Genomic DNA, 19,593 nt, shown 5'->3' with positions numbered 1-19,593 from the left:
AAGCTCGACGTGTTGTCGAGCTTTTTATTGTCCTTTTTGGGGCTTGGGTATAATGTAGATGGTTTGGCGGGCGAGGGGGTTTACGCATGCAACATCATCCACTAGAACGAAAAATACCACCAGTCATCTTGTTTGTGATTGCACTCGCTGCACAATATTTTTCGTTGCAATGGTTTGAAAACCTTACCGTATTCTGGCCATTTCCTCTGATAGGATACGGTGTTTGCTTGCTGTTTTCGCTTGGTTTCGGTTTAGGCGGTGTGTGGGCTTTCTATGTCGCAAAAACTACGGTTGACCCGATTCGCTTAGAAAAAACGACCACTATGGTGACCGGGGGAGTATTTCGATTTAGTCGTAACCCTATGTATGTAGGCTTAGCGTTTTTGTTGCTTGGGATTGCCTATTATTTACAGAATGTGGCGGCGTTGGTGGTGGTTTGGCTGTTTGTTTTGTATCTACAACGTTTTCAAATTGAACCTGAAGAGCGTTTTTTGGTTCAACATTTTGGTGATGTCTATCGTGATTACCAAGCTAAAGTAAGACGTTGGTTATAGCTTGTTTAGTGAAGAGTCTATGCAAAAAAGCCCAATCAGAGATTGGGCTTTTTGTTAAAATTTTTATTGCCTGTTACGCTACTGCTGAACAGTGCTCTGTAAGAAAAGCGTTCTTACGTTCGTTAAAGCGAGCCACTAGGTCATCGATATCTTCTTGGTTGTATGGCTTCAGGCCGCTGGCTACCATACGTTTCACCCCTTTGCCAATCACAATGCCATCTTCTTTAAAGGCAAAGTTTAGGGTAACCACCCCACGTTTACCATCAACATCAAATGTTGCACCAGTAAATTCAACTTCTGGATGAGTTAGGTCTAGGCGATCGAATTCGACTTCCATACTTTCGTAAATGACGAGTGGGCGCTGGCAGTTAATCATCATTTGTTTCTCTTCCATTAGAGGAACCATGATGTGTGGGAAATTTTTGCCAGAAAATCGTACGTAATTTGTCACAACATGTTCGATAAAATCAGCATTGTGACTGGTTTCGCCAGAGCGGTTTAGGTGCAGATATTCTTTGCCAGCAGCGTCAACAACAGCGCTTTCTTCCTCGTTACGATTATCGATGTGTAGAAGTACACCATCGCTCACCATACCAGAAAAGTCGAAACGCATTTTTTGGCTGATGCCTTCCTGCTGAAGCAGTACCGCAAACAACAAATCACCAGGAACACAGAAACGTTTGCTGTCTTCGTCATGAATTGGGTTAAAGTCACCAGCTACTTTTTTAGCAAAGTGGCTCGCTTGTTGGCGAGTAAACTGGATTTGAGCATCGTGAGATGAAAAATAAGGAGTTAGAAACATAATATACGCTACGTCATCGAAACCGTGCGGCATTATACCCGACAAATTGCCATAAATGGTCTATCCAGTGAAATAAATCTATCGATCTCTAATAATTAATACGGTTAGGTTAATTATTCGTTAGTTGTAGGTAGTTATTTTGTATGGAATGATTCAATTTTTCTCTTTGTTGAATAAAAGAATAGTCACGTTATATGGGTTGGCGGCCTGGAGAGCTGATCCAGCTTGTATTTTTTCGTCATGTAAAGAAATGCATGAGCCTGCGGCAAGAACACGTTAACATAGCAACTCAAAGCAAAAGATAAGCATACGAATATCATGAAGCACATTACATTTTTTGAACGATTTGAAGCGGATATTGTAGCGGGTAAAAAGGTTATCACCATCCGTGACGATAGCGAGAAAGACTACCAAACAGGTGATGTAGTTCGAGTGGCGACGTTTGAAGACAATCGCTATTTCTGCACCATTGAAATTGAGTCGGTTAAGCCGGTCGGTTTCTCACAACTTACGGAATTTCATGCTCAGCAAGAAAATATGACGTTACCTGAATTAAAACGGGTAATTGATGAGATTTATCCTGGAGTTGAAGAGCTGTATGTGTTGACTTTTCATATTGTTAACCCTCGTTGAGTTCAGTTAAGGTATCGCAACAAAAAAGCCAACCGTGAGGTTGGCTTTTGAACATCAGTCACGCTTCCAAAGCATATGACAGAATTTCTGATCTGGGTCGCGGCTTAGAAGTAGGCGCGCAAACACATCGTCAAGCGCATCGTTCTCTTCATTGACTAGCCCTATGCGAACTTCCGCATAAATTTCTTGGTCGATTTCGAAACCTACATGTTCCACCCAATCTTCACCAATTTCGACCACTTCTGCCGCGCCACGATCTTCAAATTGGGCTGTAAACAGAATGACGTCTGCTGGCTCTAGGTTATCAGGTGCCATCTCTAAAAAGATGTCATAGGCAGTTTCGATAATATCGTCGTAAGAAATTAAATCAGTCATTCGTCTCTTATGCTCGGCTCATGAATTTACGTTCAGTAGTGTTGATCACTACGCGTTCACCTGTTGCGATGTACTCAGGAACTTGAACAACAAGACCTGTTGCGAAACGTGCAGGTTTCGTACGTGCAGAAGCTGAAGCGCCTTTGATGGATGGGTCAGTTTCTTCGATTACCATCTCAACAGATGCTGGTAGTTCTAAGGCAACTGCTTTGCCGTCAACGAGAACAACTTGCATGCCTTTGATGTCTTCAGTGATGAACAATAGTTCTTCTTGAATCTCTTCAGTTTTGAACGTGAATTGTGAGTAGTCTTCATTATCCATGAAGATTTGATCATCACCATCAACATAAGAGAATGACACAGAGCGCTTGTTCATATCAACGGTATCTAGAAAATCGTCAGATTTGAAACGTTCGTCAACGCGAGCACCTGTTGCTAGGTCAGTACAACGTAGTTTGTAAATTTTTGAGCCGCCGCGACCGCCTGGAGTGGTTACTTCGATGTCTTTAATAAGCAGAGTTTTACCGCCAGTAACGATTGCAAAACCTTTTTTTAATTCACTTGCCTTTGGCATGGAAAGATTCCTTCATACATAAAGTGGCTGCATTATAGCGAAGGTCGCGAGGGAAAAAAATATTTGTGTGCAGAACATTGCATCTTAGGTTACTGAGGTACTTAATGAGCGCTAAATGAGCGAGAACAGAAATTCTTGCCAAAGAACGCCTTTTCGCTGATAACACATATTGATTCATATCCCGTGATAGGGGAACATAACGCTGTTTTCTTCGAGACGCATTATCCACAGGAGCACGATTTTTTATGCCATTGCGTGTGTTATCAACCGAACAGCCTCTTCAATCTCAGTATGCTCCCGCAGTAGGGGAGCTTGTGAAATTTTTTCGCGCGGGGCTGGGAAGCAACCTACATAGTATCTACATCTATGGTAGCGTAGCGCGGCGTAGTGCTCGTCCGGGTCGTTCGAATGTCGATATTATTTTGGTGACACATCAACCATTTGAAGAGAATAAAGCGACGTTAGTCAATACGATACGGTATCGTTTTCAACGTAGTTATGCCTTTATTACTGACGTGAATGTAAAGACCGCTCTAGCGAAAGAGGTGGCTTCGCTCGATAGCCTGTTTTCTTGGGGATTTTTACTGCGCCATTGCAGTCTCTGTGTTTATGGTGATGATTTGCGTGAATGCTTTGGTGATTACGAGCCAAGCTGGGAAATCGCCAAACATTGGAATATGGATGTGGGTTACCGTGTGGCGTATTATCGCGCAAAAATTGCCAAAGCAAAGCAAGCTGAAGAACAGATTCGAGCTCAAACCGAAGTGGGCAAAAAGCTTTTGCGCGCAGCCTATTCACTTGTTATGTATCGTGATAAACGGTGGTATGACGATCCCATAAAGTGTGGTGCTGAGTTTTTACGTTATCACCCCGAGAAACAAGTGGAAGTGGAACGTTTAGGCATTTTACTAAAAGGAAAGCTTATCCCTAAACGTTCGGTAATTGGTCTTATCGATAGTTTTGGACCTTGGCTGGCTAAGCAGTATGAAAAGACCGAGTTTCGTATCGGGTAATAAGCTTGTACTAAAACAGCCCAAGCTGTGGCGCGTTCATTTGGTCAAACTGTAGACCAATGAAAGGTAAGATTGCATCAGCAACCGGGCGCAACTGTTTATCAATGTAGTGTTGATAATCCAGTGGGCTTTGCGCGTATTCCTTCGGCTCTGGCCCATTCACTGTAATCACGTATTCAATAGTACCTTTATTTTGATATTGCAGCGGTCGACCTAATCGTTCATTGATTTCATCGGCCATTTTCGCTGCTCGTACTTGTGGTGGAATGTTCTTTTGATATTCGTTCAGACGGCGTCTTAGGCGTTTTTGATAAGTGAGCTCACCATCCAGTTCGCCATTTTGGGTTTGCTCCACAATGCGACGAATATATTCATCGGGGCTTTCACCATGAAAGACCATAAGATACAGCTCTTGCTGAAAACGTTGAGCGAGAGGCGTCCAGTCAGTACGTGCACTCTCTAGCCCCTTGAAAACCATCTGCTCATTGTCACCTTCGCCTATCAATCCAGCATAGCGTTTTTTCGAACCTGTTTCAGCGCCACGAATAGTGGGCATAAGAAATTTGCGATAGTGGGTTTCGTACTCAATTTCCAAGATAGAATTGAGACGGTATGTGTGAGCTAAATGCTCTTTCCACCACTGATTGATGTGTTCGACTAACTGCTTACCGATAAGGTCGGCTTGCGCTTGAGTGTGTTCTTTACCGAGTGATACAAAGGTGGAGTCGGTGTCGCCATAGATAACTTGATAACCTTGCGTTTCAATTAATTGCTTGGTTTGCTTCATGATTTCATGGCCGCGCATGGTGATACTTGAAGCTAAGCGCGTATCGAAAAAGCGGCAACCTGATGAGCCAAGAACACCATAAAATGAGTTCATAATGATTTTGATCGCCTGCGAAAACGCTTTTTCTTGATTACGCTTTGCTTGGTCGCGCGCATCCCAAAGCTGTTCGATCATCTGTGGTAAAAAATGGCGAGTACGGTGAAATTGCCCACCGCGGAAACCGGGCACAGCTTGGTTGTCTTGCGGACCTATTTCCAATTTCAAACCTTCAATTAACCCGAGTGGATCGATCAAGAATGAGCGAATAATGGATGGATAAAGGCTTTTGAAATCTAAAACGAGCACCGAATCATACAGGCCTGGAATTGAATCCATCACGTAGCCACCGGGGCTTGCTAACCAGTTCTCCGAGTGCAGATTAGGGGCGATATAGCCAGCACGATGCAACTGCGGCAGATAGAGGTTGGTAAACGCTGCCACGGAACCACCGATGCGATCCAGCTCTAACCCGGTTAACAGCGAACGCTGGATGGCGAATTCAAGCAGGTGTGTGTGGGCGAAAATGCGATTTACCAGTACACAGTCTTGTAGATTGTACTTAGCGAGTGATGGTTTATCATGGCGATACATTTGGTTTATTTCGTCCATGCGGTCATGCACATTGTGAATCGCTTTGCCTTCACCAAGTAACTCCTGCGATACCGATTCAAGCGACCAAGAACGAAAATGGTAGGTGGCTGTTTTTAGTGTATCGATTCCATCGAGTACCACCCGGCCTGGAATGGTAATAAAGCCTTGCTGAGTTTGCTCTGCGCTCCGAAAATAGCTGGCTTGATTTCCTCTGCCTAGCATCAACTTCATTTGATGCCATTGTGCACGGCGATGGAGTAATCGAAAGTCAAAATCAATGACGTTCCAACCGACGATGATGTCGGGGTCAAATTGGTTAAACCAATCGACCAAGGCAACCAGTAGGGCTTTTTCATCGGTCACCCACTGGATTGGTGTTTCGGCATCTTGTGGCTCACCAATCATGATCACGCGGCTGTCCATCGGGCTGTCTAAGCCAATTGAATATAGGATGCCTTTTTCGGAACATTCCAAGTCGAGGGAGACGACCTTTAAAGTGGGTAAATATTCACCCTTGCGACATTTGGCGTTGTCGACTCGAATATGTTGGTCGTATTGCTTAATATCCCCAGTAAATTCAAGGCTTCCCTGAATGAAACGCTCCATAAGATAGCGATCGGCTAGCTTTATGTCTCCCTCTAAAACTAAAATATCTGCATCCACTAAGCGTTTTTTTATTTGTAACGAATGCTGCACAGTTGCACAGTAGACTGCTACTAATGGCTCTTGATCAAACGATTGGAGTTCAAGTGGGCGAAACTCGATGTAACCCGATGTTTGGCTTGTTAATTCTTGTGCTATTTGCTGTTTTGCCGCAGGAATAAAAAAGACCGGTTTTTCACCACGGATCAAAAGTTGCGTCGGGCCGTGCTCTGTCGCTAGCCACAGTTCGATTTGGGTTTGGCCTTGTCGATCTCGAGCTTGGCGTGTGAGGAGAAATCCGGAGTGAAGGGTCAAATGGTTATTCCGTTTCATTGCATAGAGAAGCTAAAGAGGGTTTCATTTTAAAAATACTCAATCAATCATAGCAAATGTTGAGTATGGATACTGGCCGTCATTTTTGACTTTTCTCCTATCATATTCAAGAAAAGTATCGCGTAACCTTTGTTATTTTGTCCGTTTTAGTGTATTCAATGGAGTTAGCTTAGTGTTTCTTTGAGTTATTTGTTGTATATCTTGTTTTTCTCTCCGCAAAGTTGAAAAAAAATTCTCAATAAGTGAGAAGTAACTAATTGAAGTTAATATCAATTCTCTCTTTAAGATAATTGAGCCCAATAAGTACTTGCGAAAGTTTGCGTTTAAGCACATATTCGTAGAATGCAAGATTAGATAATGATGACTGACTAAGCATCCATCCTGCTGACCACTTTCTTGCTAGGTGGCGCAGAGCCGATAGATAAGCGTGGAGATACAAGTTTGATAAGTGTTTTCCTTGTAGATGATCACGAACTGGTGCGCACAGGGATACGACGTATTATTGAAGACGTCCGTGGAATGAATATAGCAGGGGAAGCTGATAGTGGTGAAGAAGCCGTAAAATGGTGTCGTAGTAACCATGCCGACGTTGTTCTAATGGATATGAACATGCCGGGCATTGGTGGTTTAGAAGCGACTAAGAAAATTTTACGAGTTAATCCAGACGTTAAAATCATCGTTTTAACCGTTCATACAGAGAATCCGTTCCCGACGAAAGTCATGCAAGCTGGAGCGGCAGGCTATCTGACAAAAGGAGCTGCACCCGACGAAATGGTGAATGCCATTCGCATGGTGAACAGCGGTCAACGTTATATCTCGCCAGAGATTGCACAGCAAATGGCTTTAAGCCAATTTTCGCCTGCCTCTGAAAATCCGTTTGCTGATTTGTCTGAACGTGAATTACAGATCATGATGATGATCACTAAAGGGCAGAAAGTTACCGATATTTCGGAACAATTGAATCTGAGTCCTAAAACGGTCAACAGCTATCGTTACCGTTTGTTTGCTAAGTTAGACATCAGCGGTGACGTTGAACTGACTCACTTGGCTATTCGACATGGAATGCTGGATACAGAGAAATTGTAGTGCCTGAGTTTGATTCCATCTCTTTTCTAAAATCTGTGACTCATCAGCCTGGCGTTTATCGTATGTATAACGCCGAGGCTGTTGTTATTTATGTTGGTAAAGCAAAAGACCTAAAAAAACGTCTTTCTAGCTATTTTCGTAAAAAAATAGACAGTGAGAAGACGAAAGCTTTGGTGAGCAATATCGCCAAAATAGACGTGACAGTAACCCATACTGAAACGGAAGCTTTGATTCTCGAACATAACTACATCAAGCAATACCTACCCAAATACAATGTATTATTGCGCGATGATAAGACCTACCCGTATATCTTTGTTAGTGGACACAAGCATCCAAGATTATCTATGCACCGGGGCGCCAAAAAGCGTAAAGGGGAGTACTTTGGTCCTTACCCTGATGCAGGAGCGGTGCGGGAAACCTTACATTTAATTCAGAAAATATTTCCTGTTCGTCAGTGTGAAGATACGGTTTACAGTAACCGTACTCGGCCGTGCTTAATGTATCAAATTGGCCGTTGTGCCGGGCCTTGTGTGTCATCGGTTATTTCCGATGCTGATTATGCAGAGCTGGTCAATTACGTTCGCTTGTTCTTGCAGGGTAAAGATCAGCAAGTGTTGGAAACGCTGATCCACAAAATGGAACAGGCAAGTGCACAGCTGAAATTTGAACAGGCGGCGAAATTTCGAGATCAAATTCACGCAATTCGCCGTGTGCAAGAGCAGCAGTATGTTTCTGATGATTCAATGGAAGATATGGACGTTTTGGGGTTTGCGCAAGAAAATGGTATTGCCTGTGTCCATATTTTGATGATTCGTCAGGGGAAAATATTAGGTAGTCGGAGTCATTTCCCTAAAATTCCACACAATACTTCCCGTGAAGAGGTGTTTGAGAGCTTTTTGACCCAATACTATCTGAGTCATAATGAAGCTCGTACTATTCCAACGAGAATTATTTTGAACGAAGGCTTGTTTGACGATACTCAAGCATTGCAAGCCGCGTTGACAGACGTCGCAGGTCGTAAGATTCATTTCCATGTAAACCCTCATGGCATTCGAGGCCGGTATTTAAAACTCTCCAATACCAATGCACTCACGGCGATTACCACCAAGATTAACCATAAGATGACCATTGGCCAGCGCTTTAAGGCGTTGCAAGAGGTGCTCGATATGGAGTCGATTCTCCGTATGGAATGTTTCGATATTTCCCATACCATGGGTGAAAGCACGATTGCATCGTGTGTGGTCTTTAATCAGGAAGGGCCAGTAAAACAAGAGTATCGTCGTTACAACATTACTGGCATCACTGGTGGCGATGACTACGCCGCGATGGGGCAGGTATTAGAGCGGCGTTATTCTAAACAACTCGATGTCGATAAAATCCCTGACATTATCTTTATTGATGGTGGTAAAGGGCAACTCAATCGCGCCCATGAGATATTACAGCAATGCTGGGGTGACTGGCCGAAAAGACCACGCTTAATTGGCATTGCAAAAGGGGTGACCCGTAAGCCTGGGCTAGAAACGTTAATTACAACGGATGGAGAAGAGTCGCATCTACCAAGTGATGCGCCAGCGCTGCATTTGATTCAGCATATTCGTGATGAAAGCCACAATCATGCCATTGCAGGTCATAGGGCCAAGCGTGGTAAAACTCGCCGTACCAGTTCTTTAGAAGGAATAGAAGGTGTTGGGCCGAAACGTCGCCAAGCATTGTTAAAATATATGGGGGGATTACAAGAACTTAAGCGAGCAACTGTAGAAGAAATCGCCAAAGTGCCGGGAATCAGTTATTCTTTGGCAGAAAACATTTATCAGGCATTGAAACAATAGGAAAAATGCCGCACCATAAACGCGCCGTCGATAAGAGCTTATAATTATGCGTTTTAACATTCCAAACATTCTTTCTTTAATACGACTTTTTCTAATACCTGTATTTGTCGTGACATTTTACCTTCCATTCAGTTGGGCGCCATTTGCTGCCGCGATGGTTTTCTGGGTTGCTGGATTTACCGATTGGTTGGATGGAATGTTAGCGCGCAAACTGGGGCAAACTTCCCGTTTTGGTGCTTTTATTGACCCAGTGGCCGATAAAGTACTGGTAGCATCGGCATTGATTGTTATCACCGAGCACTATCACACGATTTGGATTACCATACCCGCTGTGACCATGATCGCACGTGAAATTATCATTTCCGCATTGCGTGAATGGATGGCTGAAATCGGCAAACGTGCCAGTGTTGCTGTGTCATGGATTGGTAAGGTTAAAACTTTAACTCAAATGTTCTCACTTTGGGTGCTGATTTGGCACTATGACGACTGGATGGTTTGGGTTGGTTACGTAGCAATTTACATTGCGACCGTACTCACTTACTGGTCGATGGTGCAATACTTGATGGCGGCAAAAGATGATTTGCTCAGTGAAGAGAGCATGTAGCCACATCGAATAGCGAACGAAGAAAAGGCAGGAGGGATCTCCTGCCTTTTTCTATTTCATGGCGCTAGAAATGAGTATTTAGTGCATTTTCTTGTTTGGTGTGATTTATCTCGCGGAAAAATCGATATTTTTGTATCTAATTTAGCCAAAAAAGCCCGGTTTGAATGTTAAATAGCCAAACGATACAAAATTGGAAAAAATAGTGTTGACTCGCTGCATCGAATCCGTAGAATGCATCCCCGTAGTCAGGAACAACGGTGTTAACCGATTGGGTTCTGAACTTACAGAGGCGTGTTGGCAGAGTGGCCATGCAGCGGATTGCAAATCCGTGGACCTCGGTTCGACTCCGGGACGCGCCTCCATTTGCGACACTAGCTCAGTTGGTAGAGCGCAACCTTGCCAAGGTTGAGGTCACGAGTTCGAACCTCGTGTGTCGCTCCAAATTTTAAGATATGGAACTCATGTTCGGTATCAAGATGGTGTTTTACTCTTTCTGTAAAGGCATCACAAACCAGTTTTGTGTGCCCTGGTGGTGGAATTGGTAGACACAAGGGATTTAAAATCCCTCGGCGTTCGCGCTGTGCCGGTTCAAGTCCGGCCCGGGGCACCATCTATTTCGAAATACAAAATTTCGTATTTCATGCGACACTAGCTCAGTTGGTAGAGCGCAACCTTGCCAAGGTTGAGGTCACGAGTTCGAACCTCGTGTGTCGCTCCAAATAAGAAAGCCCTCACTTAACAGTCGGGGCTTTTTTGTTATTGCGTACATGAAAAGTTCACCGCGCTGATTTAGGCGGAGTTCCTTGCCAAGGTTGAGGTCACGCCAAGGCTATAAAAAGGGAACCTCGTGTGTCGCTCCAAATAAGAAAGCTCTGACTTAACAGTCGGGGCTTTTTTGTTATTGCGTACATGAAAAGTTCACCGCGCTGATTTAGGCGGAGTTCCTTGCCAAGGCTGAGGTCACGCCAAGGCTATAAAAAGGGAACCTCGTGTGTCGCTCCAAATAAGAAAGCTCTGACTTAACAGTCAGGGCTTTTTTGTTTCTGCGTACTTTCAAAATTCACCGCGCTGATTTAGGCGGAGTTCCTTGCCAAGGTTGAGGTCACGCCAAGGCTATAAAAAGGGAACCTCGTGTGTCGACTTTTTCCTTATCATCTGATGACGATTAATATTATGTCGGGATGTGGGATTTTTTGGTTGGTGGTAAAGTGTTCGCAAGTTGGGTCTGAAATGATCTAAAAGGTGGCTTGTTGTTCAGTTGATTGAAATTGCGAATATTTTTATTGATCTATTAAGAGAATAGGGTACATTACACCTGTTCCCGACGAAAGTGTTGGAACAGATGGTGTCTTACCCATCGCATAATTGCGTTGCCCTGGTGGTGGAATTGGTAGACACAAGGGATTTAAAATCCCTCGGCGTTCGCGCTGTGCCGGTTCAAGTCCGGCCCGGGGCACCATCTATTTGTGCGGTAAAACACAACGAATTCAAAAAGCCCTGACTTAACCGTCGGGGCTTTTTCGTTGCTACGCTTTATTAAACCTAGCCGCGTGGTTAAAGCTGGCACTCCATCCATACATCACACCCATTATGCTCAGTGCCGGAGTATGGTGCTGGAAGATGCTCAAATCCCAGTTTTTCATAGAGGGCTATCGCACCGGACATGGTATGTAAGGTGTCGAGGTAACAGTGCGCGTATCCCATTTCTCGAGCAAACTGAAGGCAATACGCCACCAACTGTCTTCCCATCCCTAGGCCACGAGCTTGAGGTGACAAGAAGACCTTTCTCAGCTCACAGCGTTCTGTTGAGCCTGCAAATGGGGCAATTCCGCCGCCACCGAGGACAACCCCGTTTTGTTCGATAACAAAATAGCCACTGTGATCAGAAACGGAATAGTGCTGGCTCATGTGCAAAACTTCAGCATCGGATGGGCCAAAGCCGTCGCCGATTGCGCCAAATTCCGCGCCCACGGTTTTGATAATGTGGCACATTGCCTCATCGTGATGTGAATCAATAGGTACTATCTGTGCTTGCATATTTTCTCCAATAGGAAAACCTCGTAAAACCAGTTGCTTGGTTAGTTGAGCCCACTTTGTCAAAGCAATTTGAATTCGTCAAAAGAAAACTTGGTGAACAAATACGCGAACTTGCTTTGAACAGTGCATTTCATTTGGCTTTAACAGCGGCTTTCGGTAGTATGTAAAGCTATTTGAAATACCCCAAGAATCCCTAAGGTCAATCTAGCGGGTACCTGTATGAATAACCATTCAGGACCCTTGGAATTCCTTTTGAGTTCCTAAAGGAAACTGCTGCATAGCAGACGAGGAAACAATGCAACATCTAGAAGAGATTATTGCTAACGCGGCCGCTGCCATTGAGGCTTCAGAGTCGTTAGTCGCACTTGATGAAGTGCGTGTTCAGTATCTGGGTAAAAAAGGTGAGTTAACTGCTCAACTACAAAGCCTAGGCAAACTACCACCAGAAGAGCGTCGTACTGCTGGTCAAGAGATCAACAAAGCGAAAGAAGTGGTGCAAAAAGCCATTTTTGCTCGTAAAGAAGCACTACAACGTGCAGAACTTGAAGCGAAACTAGCAGAAGAAACGATTGACGTTACTTTGCCAGGTCGTCGCATTGAGAATGGTGGTATTCACCCAGTCACTCGCACTATCGAACGTATTGAAAGCTTCTTTGGTGAGTTGGGCTTTACTGTTCAGTCTGGTCCTGAAATCGAAGATGATTTCCATAACTTCGATGCGCTAAACATTGCAGCGGATCACCCAGCACGTACTGACCATGATACTTTCTTCTTTAATCCTAAGTTGATGCTTCGTACACACACTTCTGGCGTACAGATCCGTACGATGGAGAACAACCAGCCACCATTGCGTTTCATCGCACCAGGCCGTGTTTACCGTAACGACTATGACCAAACTCATACCCCAATGTTCCACCAAGTGGAAGGTATGTTGGTTGACGAAAAAGTGAACTTCGCACAGCTAAAAGGCATTCTGCACGATTTCCTATGCAACTTCTTCGAAGAAGACTTGGAAGTGCGTTTCCGTCCTTCTTACTTCCCATTCACAGAGCCTTCAGCAGAAGTAGACGTGAAAGGTAAGAACGGCAAATGGCTAGAAGTACTAGGTTGTGGCATGGTTCACCCTAACGTACTTCGCAGCGTTGGTATCGACCCTGAAAAATACTCTGGTTTCGCATTCGGTATGGGTGTTGAGCGTTTGACTATGTTGCGTTACGGCGTAAACGATCTACGTGCATTCTTCGAAAACGATCTACGTTTCCTAAAACAGTTTAAGTAATCAGGGGCCCCAAGAGGGAAAAGAAACACTATGAAATTCAGTGAATCATGGCTTCGTGAGTGGGTTAACCCTGCGGTAACAACTGACGAGCTAACTCATCAAATCACTATGGCTGGTCTAGAGGTAGACGACGTTCTTCCTGTGGCTGGCGAATTTAACGGCGTGAAAGTGGGTAAAGTTGTCGAATGTGCACAACACCCAGACGCTGACAAGCTACGCGTTACAAAAGTAGACGTGGGCGAAGAAGAACTGCTTGATATCGTTTGTGGTGCACCAAACTGCCGCCAAGGTCTTAAAGTAGCGGTTGCTACTGTGGGCGCAACGCTACCAGGCGATTTCAAAATTAAGAAAGCGAAACTACGTGGTCAACCTTCATACGGTATGCTGTGTTCATTCTCTGAACTGGGTATCGATGTAGAATCTGACGGCATCATGGAGTTGGCAGAAGATGCAGTAATCGGTACTGATTTCCGCGAATTCCTAAAACTGAATGACGTGACTGTAGACGTAGACCTAACAGCAAACCGTGCAGACTGTTTCAGTATCCGTGGTATGGCTCGTGAAGTAGGTGTACTAAACCGCGCAGACGTAACGGCTCCTGCAAGCGAAGCTGTTGCTGCAACCATCTCTGACCAAGTGTCTATCGATGTGAAAGCAGAAGAAGCGTGTCCTCGTTACTTAAGCCGTGTAGTTAAGAACGTAAACGTTGCAGCGACAACACCAATGTGGATGCAAGAGAACTTGCGCCGCTGTGGTATTCGTTCAATCGATCCAATCGTTGACGTGACCAACTACGTGATGCTTGAGCAAGGCCAACCAATGCACGCATTTGATCTTGCACAGGTTGAAGGTGGTATCGTGGTTCGTCTAGCAGAAGCGGGCGAAAAACTGACGCTTCTTGACGGTACTGAAGCAGAACTTAAAGACGGCACTCTTGTTGTGGCTGACCACAACAAAGCACTGGCTCTTGCTGGTATCTTCGGTGGCGAACACTCAGGTGTGAGCTCTGAAACAAAAGACGTGGTACTTGAGTGTGCATTCTTCACTCCCGCTGCGATTCGTGGTCGCGCACGTGAATACGGTCTACACACTGATTCATCAATGCGTTTCGAACGTGGTGTGGACTTTGAATTGCAAGCGTCTGCTATCGAACGTGCAACTGCGCTATTGCTAGAGATCTGTGGTGGTGAAGCAGGTCCTGTTGTGACGGCTGAATCAGAAGCAAACCTACCAAAAGCAAACGTGGTTTCTCTACGTCGCACTAAATTGGACGATCTACTTGGTCACCATATTGAAGATGCAGAAGTGGTAGAAATTCTTGAGCGTCTGGGTATGACTGTAGAATCGACAGAGTCAGGTTGGACTGCAAAAGCTCCTAGCTGGCGTTTCGATATCGCAATCGAACAAGATTTGATTGAAGAAGTAGGTCGTATCTACGGTTACGACAATATTCCAAATCAAGCGCCAGTTGCTGGTTTGAGTATGAACCTACACAAAGAGGCAAACATGCCGCTTAAACGTGTACGTGACTTGCTTGTTGACCGTGGTTACCACGAAGCAATTACTTACAGCTTCGTTGAACCTGAGCAACAAAAACTGATTGTGCCAGATGTTGAACCTCTAGTGTTACCAAACCCAATTTCGGCTGACATGTCAGCGATGCGTTTGAGCCTAATTCAAGGTCTGCTAAATACAGTGGTTCGTAACCAAAAACGTCAACAACCACGTGTACGTCTGTTTGAGTATGGTCTGCGTTTCACTCCTGATCAAGCAGCAGAAAACGGCATGCGCCAAGAACCAATGCTAGCAGGCGTGATCTCTGGTACGGTAAACGATGAGCACTGGAACCTGACTACCACAACCGTTGACTTTTTTGACCTTAAAGGTGATCTAGAAGCCATTCTAGACCTAACGGCTAACGGTCGTGCTTACAGTTTTGCTGCTGTGAAACATCCAGCATTGCACCCTGGCCAATCTGCAGCAATCATTGTTGATGGCAAGCAAGTTGGTGTCATTGGCACTGTTCACCCAGAGCTAGAGCGCAAATTCGGCTTGAATGGTCGCACTATCGTATTTGAAATTGAATGGAATGCGATCGCGACTCGCGTGATTCCTGAAGCGGTTTCTTTGTCTAAGTTCCCTGCAAACCGTCGTGATATCGCGGTAGTGGTGGATGAAGCAGTGGCTGCGGATGTGATTGTTAAAGCCTGTGAACAAGCTGGTGGTGAGCTACTTAAAGAAGCGGACCTGTTTGATGTTTATGTAGGTAAAGGTATTGAAGAAGGTAAGAAGAGCCTTGCTATCGCTCTTATCCTACAGTCAACAGAACGCACACTCGAAGAAGCAGATATTTCTACTTCTGTTGATGCTATCGTTGCCGCAATTGGCGAACAATTTGGCGCAACTCTACGCGACTAAATTTGTTAGCTATACCGCAAATTTGCAAAAGAGGCTTCCTATGGAAGCCTCTTTTTTTTGCCAAGTTTGCCGCTTTCTAGTCGCTTTTTGTTAGAATGAGGTAAACTAACATCATGATTTTTTAGAGAATTTAAAAATTTGATCTGGGTGGGAAAATTTTTACATTTCCATTAAATGATATAAAATACTATAAAATATTAATTTTTAAGTATTATAATCTAGTTAATGCACCGTATGAGCTCTGTTTTGACGTCAAATTTTGGTCTTTTTCAAATTATATGCGTCTAGTTTTTGTCAGAGTGCGATTTTCATCGTTGAAAAAAGTTGGCGAAAATCATGAGCTTGGCATACACTTTTCAGGTGCGGCCGATATGTTGTTGATTCGGCTAGGCAAAAAAGTAGCAAAATGCTGCAAAGGCGCTGTCTTCAAGACAGCAAGATTAACTTAAGCTTTGAGGGAAGTTTTATGGCGCTCACAAAGGCCGATTTGGCAGAAAGCCTGTTTGAAAAATTAGGTTTCAGCAAACGCGATGCCAAGGAAACGGTTGAGGTGTTTTTCGAAGAAATTCGTCGAGCACTCGAAGGCGGCGAACAGGTAAAACTCTCTGGTTTCGGTAACTTCGATCTGCGTGATAAGAATCAACGTCCAGGTCGTAATCCGAAAACAGGGGAAGATATTCCTATCTCCGCACGACGTGTCGTAACGTTCCGCCCAGGGCAAAAACTGAAAGCCCGTGTCGAGAACTTAAAAGACGTCAAAAAATAAGGACCGAGCATAAGACCATGTTTTAAGACATGGTCTATATGCTTTATTCTGATAGGGAATTTCAGGTTAAGCGGCCTGCAGCTGAGTAGTAATATAAGGTTGCCAGGCTTGCTGATAAAGCTGCTGGGATTGTTTTCTCACTCTCGCTATTTGCGCCATTTCCATAGAACTGAGCGCTCTATCCTCGTTTAATGCTTTGCGTTCAATCTGTTGAATTTGTTCGTAGATGCTATGCTCTGCTCCATTCTTTACTTCTGCGATGTCTTTCAAGTGCAACTGGACTTCTGCAATGATTTGTGTTTTTGGCAAACGAACTAACACGTTCAAATCTCGGTAACCTGATGGTGCTGGGTGTTTGAAGCGGTTTTTTACTTTTACAATAGTCGCTTGTCGATTAAGAACTTCGTAGGCGCGCACAAGGCTTGGTACATCGTCAGCAACAATCGTTGCGCGAGCAAGGTCGGTGATACGTTCTGCTTGACCATTAAACTCGGAATCAATTTTATCTAAAGCTCGTTGCTCTGATTTCACGCCGGAGAAATGCACGGATGTGGTGGTTTGCATAGCAGCACTTTTACACAAACTTTCCAATTCATGTTGTGCTTGGTGAGCTTTACTATAGAGCACAGTAAAGTCGTTATAGGGTTGAATCACTCGAGTGTTGTTGCTTTGAATACCGTAAAGACCACTCAAACTATGACGAAAGACACTTGAGCTAATTTCATTTTGCGATTCGCTACGATCTTCCTTGGCGCTGGTATCGACAGAGGTGGCTGCAAATGCAGGCGCACGGCTGAACAATAACAGCATGATCGCGGTGGTGCGTAATAATAGGCTCATTTACTCTCCTTAGCTTACGCTATTGGGTCAGAATGGGAACAAAAAGTTTCTATGACACCAAGGCGTTCGGAGTTCGAGTATGTTGCTCTTAAGATATGGGGCTCACTAAATCGATTACAATCCTCTTGACCTATATCTGACAGTCTATTGGCGTGAGCAATATTAAAAGCTACATTTAATCAGACTGTTACGTAGCTAATTGGTTCCCAAGTGAGAATGTAACGAAAAGTGTCAAAGCTTGATACAAAATGGCTACCTTTACAAAATGGAATCAGGTAGTCTGAGCCCTCCAAAGACGTGCGAGAGAAACACAATGAATGACCCTGAATTTTGGCACAACAAATGGGCCAGCAATAAAATTGGCTTCCACCTCCATGATGTTAATCCGCTATTAACTCAGTTCTGGTCGGTTCTAGAACCTCAACGTGAAGAGAGTGTACTGGTACCTTTGTGCGGTAAAAGTGAGGACTTAGTATGGCTCGCAGAGCGCCATAATGAGGTCGTTGGAGTAGAGCTTAGCCAAATAGCGGTGCGCGCTTTTTTCGCGGAACACTTTTATACACCGTTAGTGACTCAATTAGGGAATCATCATGAGCTCTATCAGTTTGATGAGCTTTCACTGTATACCGGAGACTTTTTTACTGCTCCAGTCGACAAAGTGGATTTAATTTATGATCGCGCCGCATTAGTTGCTTTACCGCCAGAGATGCGTGTTGCTTATGCCGAACGTATTAAGCTATTACTCAAGCCTGGCGGCCGGATGTTGCTTGTATCTTTAGATTACCCACAAGAGGAGTTGGCTGGGCCACCATTTAGTGTCGCTGAGCAGGAAATCTGTGAACTATTTGATGGTTTAAAAGTGACTTTACTTGATTGCAATGAGGAATCAGCAAAAGGACCACAAAGAGCCAAAAAAGGCCTTTCAAGATTTGCTGAAACAGTTTGGTTGATCGAGAGTTAGTTCGTAAAAAAAAAGCACGTGATTCACGTGCTTTTTACTTTTATGAAAACATATGTATCGAGTTTTAGTATTCGATTTTTACCGCTTTTGCGCAATCAATGGCTTTATCAACCGCTTGTTGGGTATCTTTACCGCGAGCAAGCGCTACGCCTAGGCGACGGCGGCCGTTGATTTCTGGTTTAGCAAACAAACGAATTTGCGTTTGTGGGAGCGATAGAGCGTCTTCTAAACCACAAAACGCAAGATTCTGTGAAGTGCCTTGACCGAGAATTGCTGCGGATGCACAAGCGCCGTATTGCGTGATCTTGCCTATTGGCATGCCTGTAAAGGCACGAACATGCAGCGCAAATTCCGACATGTCTTGAGAAACAAGAGTAACTAAGCCAGTGTCGTGCGGGCGAGGAGATACTTCGTTGAAAATAACTTTGTCGCCTTTAACAAACAGCTCTACACCAAAGATTCCGTAACCACCTAGGGCATTAACTACTTGCTCTGCAACATATTCTGCGGCTTTTAAGGCGTTTTCAGACATCACTTGCGGCTGCCAAGATTCACGATAATCACCATCTTCTTGGCGGTGGCCGATAGGAGCGCAGAAATGCACGCCATCAACTGCACGAACTGTTAGTAGGGTAATTTCGTAATCAAAATCAATAAAGCCTTCAACGATCACTCGGCCTGCACCGGTACGGCCACCTTCTTGCGCGTATTGCCAAGCTTTATCAACATCTGCTTCGGTTTTGATAACGCTTTGGCCTTTACCCGATGAACTCATGACAGGTTTACACACACAAGGGATGCCGACTTCTGCAACAGCGGCTGCAAAGTCTTCGTAGCTATCAGCGAAACGGTAAGGTGATGTTGGTAGAGACAGTTCTTCTGCTGCTAGGCGACGAATGCCTTCACGGTTCATGGTCAAACGGGTTGCATTCGCTGTAGGCACCACGTTAAGACCTTGCTGTTCCAATTCAACCAATTTAGCGGTTGCGATAGCTTCAACTTCAGGGACCACAAAATGTGGTTTTTCTGCTTCAATGACTTTTTGTAGCTCTTCGCCATCAAGCATATTGAACACATAGCTGCGATGTGCCACTTGCATCGCGGGCGCATCAGCGTATCGGTCACAGGCAATCACTTCTAGGCCTAGGCGTTGACATTCAATCGCCACTTCTTTGCCTAGCTCACCAGAACCAAGAAGTAAAACACGAGTAGCATTTGCTCGGGTAGCAGTCCCCAACATACGGAAATCCTTATTACGTTTGTATCACTTTGTGAAGTTGCGGCAATGATACGCAAAAAAAACAGAAAAGCAAACGTTTGCGTGCCGCTACTATGGAAATAATGCCGATGACTTTACGCTGGATAAATGACGCCTTTATGTCATTGAACCATAACGTATCGCACAACTATTATGCGGTGAAGTGATAAGA

At 44.5% G+C, this 19,593-nt stretch carries 17 protein-coding genes and 5 tRNA genes; 15 read left to right on the top strand and 7 right to left on the bottom strand.

Annotated elements, in window-relative coordinates; genetic code table 11:
* Nucleotides 1-86 precede the first annotated feature (86 nt).
* Entirely contained in the window at nucleotides 87-554 is a 468-nt protein-coding gene (locus tag JCM16456_RS09290; protein ID WP_068713945.1) for a methyltransferase family protein, read from the top strand.
* A 73-nt stretch (nucleotides 555-627) separates the two neighbouring features.
* On the opposite strand, the gene JCM16456_RS09285 is transcribed toward JCM16456_RS09290, so the two are convergent.
* Nucleotides 628-1,356, bottom strand: coding sequence for a DUF3581 domain-containing protein (locus tag JCM16456_RS09285; RefSeq protein WP_068716009.1), 729 nt, complete (start codon nucleotides 1,354-1,356; stop codon nucleotides 628-630).
* Between the two features lie 318 nt (nucleotides 1,357-1,674).
* On the opposite strand from JCM16456_RS09285, the gene yqfB reads away from it, so the two are divergent.
* Nucleotides 1,675-1,989 carry a N(4)-acetylcytidine aminohydrolase gene (gene yqfB, locus JCM16456_RS09280; RefSeq protein ID WP_068713944.1) on the top strand — a complete coding sequence of 105 codons (315 nt, stop codon included), beginning with the start codon at nucleotides 1,675-1,677 and terminating at the stop codon, nucleotides 1,987-1,989.
* Between the two features lie 54 nt (nucleotides 1,990-2,043).
* Here yqfB and JCM16456_RS09275 read toward each other — a convergent pair whose 3' ends face one another.
* Nucleotides 2,044-2,364, bottom strand: a complete 321-nt coding sequence (locus JCM16456_RS09275; protein ID WP_068713943.1) for an HI1450 family dsDNA-mimic protein — start codon at nucleotides 2,362-2,364, stop codon at nucleotides 2,044-2,046.
* A gap of 7 nt (nucleotides 2,365-2,371) precedes the next feature.
* On the bottom strand, nucleotides 2,372-2,938 hold the full coding sequence (yeiP, locus tag JCM16456_RS09270; RefSeq protein WP_068713942.1) for an elongation factor P-like protein YeiP: 567 nt from the start codon (nucleotides 2,936-2,938) through the stop codon (nucleotides 2,372-2,374).
* Between the two features lie 245 nt (nucleotides 2,939-3,183).
* Here yeiP and JCM16456_RS09265 point away from each other — a divergent pair, with 245 nt between their 5' ends.
* The gene (locus JCM16456_RS09265) at nucleotides 3,184-3,951 is read left to right on the top strand and encodes a nucleotidyltransferase domain-containing protein (protein WP_068713941.1); all 768 of its coding nucleotides are present in this window, start codon (nucleotides 3,184-3,186) and stop codon (nucleotides 3,949-3,951) included.
* Nucleotides 3,952-3,961: 10 nt separating this feature from the next.
* Here the strand turns inward: JCM16456_RS09265 and JCM16456_RS09260 are convergent, their stop codons facing one another.
* The gene (locus JCM16456_RS09260) at nucleotides 3,962-6,343 is read right to left on the bottom strand and encodes a DNA polymerase II (RefSeq protein ID WP_408068369.1); all 2,382 of its coding nucleotides are present in this window, start codon (nucleotides 6,341-6,343) and stop codon (nucleotides 3,962-3,964) included.
* Between the two features lie 441 nt (nucleotides 6,344-6,784).
* On the opposite strand from JCM16456_RS09260, the gene uvrY reads away from it, so the two are divergent.
* From uvrY to JCM16456_RS09220, 8 genes are all read left to right on the top strand, one after another.
* Nucleotides 6,785-7,429 carry a UvrY/SirA/GacA family response regulator transcription factor gene (gene uvrY / locus JCM16456_RS09255; protein WP_068716005.1) on the top strand — a complete coding sequence of 215 codons (645 nt, stop codon included), beginning with the start codon at nucleotides 6,785-6,787 and terminating at the stop codon, nucleotides 7,427-7,429.
* The gene (gene uvrC / locus JCM16456_RS09250) at nucleotides 7,429-9,258 is read left to right on the top strand and encodes an excinuclease ABC subunit UvrC (RefSeq protein ID WP_068713940.1); all 1,830 of its coding nucleotides are present in this window, start codon (nucleotides 7,429-7,431) and stop codon (nucleotides 9,256-9,258) included. Before uvrY ends, uvrC begins: the two co-directional genes overlap by 1 nt.
* A 46-nt stretch (nucleotides 9,259-9,304) precedes the next feature.
* Nucleotides 9,305-9,862 carry a CDP-diacylglycerol--glycerol-3-phosphate 3-phosphatidyltransferase gene (gene pgsA / locus JCM16456_RS09245; protein WP_068713939.1) on the top strand — a complete coding sequence of 186 codons (558 nt, stop codon included), beginning with the start codon at nucleotides 9,305-9,307 and terminating at the stop codon, nucleotides 9,860-9,862.
* Between the two features lie 288 nt (nucleotides 9,863-10,150).
* Nucleotides 10,151-10,224, top strand: a tRNA-Cys gene (locus JCM16456_RS09240).
* A gap of 3 nt (nucleotides 10,225-10,227) precedes the next feature.
* Nucleotides 10,228-10,303 (top strand) — tRNA-Gly (locus JCM16456_RS09235).
* 82 nt (nucleotides 10,304-10,385) lie between these two features.
* Nucleotides 10,386-10,472, top strand: a tRNA-Leu gene (locus tag JCM16456_RS09230).
* 32 nt (nucleotides 10,473-10,504) lie between these two features.
* Nucleotides 10,505-10,580: transfer RNA gene (locus JCM16456_RS09225), tRNA-Gly, on the top strand.
* 654 nt (nucleotides 10,581-11,234) lie between these two features.
* Nucleotides 11,235-11,321: transfer RNA gene (locus JCM16456_RS09220), tRNA-Leu, on the top strand.
* Between the two features lie 95 nt (nucleotides 11,322-11,416).
* On the opposite strand, the gene JCM16456_RS09215 is transcribed toward JCM16456_RS09220, so the two are convergent.
* Complete coding sequence (locus tag JCM16456_RS09215; RefSeq protein ID WP_068713938.1) at nucleotides 11,417-11,899, bottom strand: GNAT family N-acetyltransferase; 483 nt, start codon at nucleotides 11,897-11,899, stop codon at nucleotides 11,417-11,419.
* Nucleotides 11,900-12,194: 295 nt separating this feature from the next.
* On the opposite strand from JCM16456_RS09215, the gene pheS reads away from it, so the two are divergent.
* The 3 genes from pheS to ihfA all read left to right on the top strand — a co-directional run bounded on the left by pheS (nucleotide 12,195) and on the right by ihfA (nucleotide 16,362).
* Entirely contained in the window at nucleotides 12,195-13,178 is a 984-nt protein-coding gene (gene pheS, locus JCM16456_RS09210; RefSeq protein WP_068713937.1) for a phenylalanine--tRNA ligase subunit alpha, read from the top strand.
* A gap of 30 nt (nucleotides 13,179-13,208) precedes the next feature.
* Nucleotides 13,209-15,596: a phenylalanine--tRNA ligase subunit beta gene (gene pheT / locus JCM16456_RS09205; protein ID WP_068713936.1), complete on the top strand. Its 2,388-nt coding sequence runs from the start codon at nucleotides 13,209-13,211 to the stop codon at nucleotides 15,594-15,596.
* A gap of 466 nt (nucleotides 15,597-16,062) precedes the next feature.
* Entirely contained in the window at nucleotides 16,063-16,362 is a 300-nt protein-coding gene (gene ihfA, locus JCM16456_RS09200; RefSeq protein ID WP_068713935.1) for an integration host factor subunit alpha, read from the top strand.
* 66 nt (nucleotides 16,363-16,428) lie between these two features.
* On the opposite strand, the gene JCM16456_RS09195 is transcribed toward ihfA, so the two are convergent.
* Complete coding sequence (locus JCM16456_RS09195) at nucleotides 16,429-17,202, bottom strand: RelA/SpoT domain-containing protein (protein WP_068713934.1); 774 nt, start codon at nucleotides 17,200-17,202, stop codon at nucleotides 16,429-16,431.
* Nucleotides 17,203-17,515: 313 nt separating this feature from the next.
* Here JCM16456_RS09195 and JCM16456_RS09190 point away from each other — a divergent pair, with 313 nt between their 5' ends.
* Nucleotides 17,516-18,163, top strand: coding sequence for a thiopurine S-methyltransferase (locus tag JCM16456_RS09190; RefSeq protein ID WP_068713933.1), 648 nt, complete (start codon nucleotides 17,516-17,518; stop codon nucleotides 18,161-18,163).
* Between the two features lie 64 nt (nucleotides 18,164-18,227).
* On the opposite strand, the gene purT is transcribed toward JCM16456_RS09190, so the two are convergent.
* The gene (gene purT / locus JCM16456_RS09185) at nucleotides 18,228-19,403 is read right to left on the bottom strand and encodes a formate-dependent phosphoribosylglycinamide formyltransferase (RefSeq protein ID WP_068713932.1); all 1,176 of its coding nucleotides are present in this window, start codon (nucleotides 19,401-19,403) and stop codon (nucleotides 18,228-18,230) included.
* Nucleotides 19,404-19,593: the final 190 nt, after the last annotated feature.

The organism is Vibrio tritonius (assembly GCF_001547935.1).
Lineage (GTDB): Bacteria > Pseudomonadota > Gammaproteobacteria > Enterobacterales > Vibrionaceae > Vibrio > Vibrio tritonius.
The sequence above is the reverse complement of the archived record's forward strand: the minus strand, read 5'-3'. Positions and strand labels throughout refer to the sequence as shown.

Excerpts from the sequence above, each read along its gene's own strand:
- JCM16456_RS09290 (WP_068713945.1), top strand. The coding sequence starts at position 87 with ATGCAACATCATCCACTAGAACGAAAAATACCACCAGTCATCTTGTTT.
- JCM16456_RS09190 (WP_068713933.1), top strand. The coding sequence starts at position 17,516 with ATGAATGACCCTGAATTTTGGCACAACAAATGGGCCAGCAATAAAATT.
- JCM16456_RS09275 (WP_068713943.1), bottom strand. The coding sequence starts at position 2,364 with ATGACTGATTTAATTTCTTACGACGATATTATCGAAACTGCCTATGAC.
- pgsA (WP_068713939.1), top strand. The coding sequence starts at position 9,305 with ATGCGTTTTAACATTCCAAACATTCTTTCTTTAATACGACTTTTTCTA.
- JCM16456_RS09215 (WP_068713938.1), bottom strand. The coding sequence starts at position 11,899 with ATGCAAGCACAGATAGTACCTATTGATTCACATCACGATGAGGCAATG.
- JCM16456_RS09195 (WP_068713934.1), bottom strand. The coding sequence starts at position 17,202 with ATGAGCCTATTATTACGCACCACCGCGATCATGCTGTTATTGTTCAGC.
- ihfA (WP_068713935.1), top strand. The coding sequence starts at position 16,063 with ATGGCGCTCACAAAGGCCGATTTGGCAGAAAGCCTGTTTGAAAAATTA.
- JCM16456_RS09265 (WP_068713941.1), top strand. The coding sequence starts at position 3,184 with ATGCCATTGCGTGTGTTATCAACCGAACAGCCTCTTCAATCTCAGTAT.
- purT (WP_068713932.1), bottom strand. The coding sequence starts at position 19,403 with ATGTTGGGGACTGCTACCCGAGCAAATGCTACTCGTGTTTTACTTCTT.
- JCM16456_RS09285 (WP_068716009.1), bottom strand. The coding sequence starts at position 1,356 with ATGTTTCTAACTCCTTATTTTTCATCTCACGATGCTCAAATCCAGTTT.
- pheT (WP_068713936.1), top strand. The coding sequence starts at position 13,209 with ATGAAATTCAGTGAATCATGGCTTCGTGAGTGGGTTAACCCTGCGGTA.
- yqfB (WP_068713944.1), top strand. The coding sequence starts at position 1,675 with ATGAAGCACATTACATTTTTTGAACGATTTGAAGCGGATATTGTAGCG.
- JCM16456_RS09260 (WP_408068369.1), bottom strand. The coding sequence starts at position 6,343 with ATGAAACGGAATAACCATTTGACCCTTCACTCCGGATTTCTCCTCACA.
- pheS (WP_068713937.1), top strand. The coding sequence starts at position 12,195 with ATGCAACATCTAGAAGAGATTATTGCTAACGCGGCCGCTGCCATTGAG.
- yeiP (WP_068713942.1), bottom strand. The coding sequence starts at position 2,938 with ATGCCAAAGGCAAGTGAATTAAAAAAAGGTTTTGCAATCGTTACTGGC.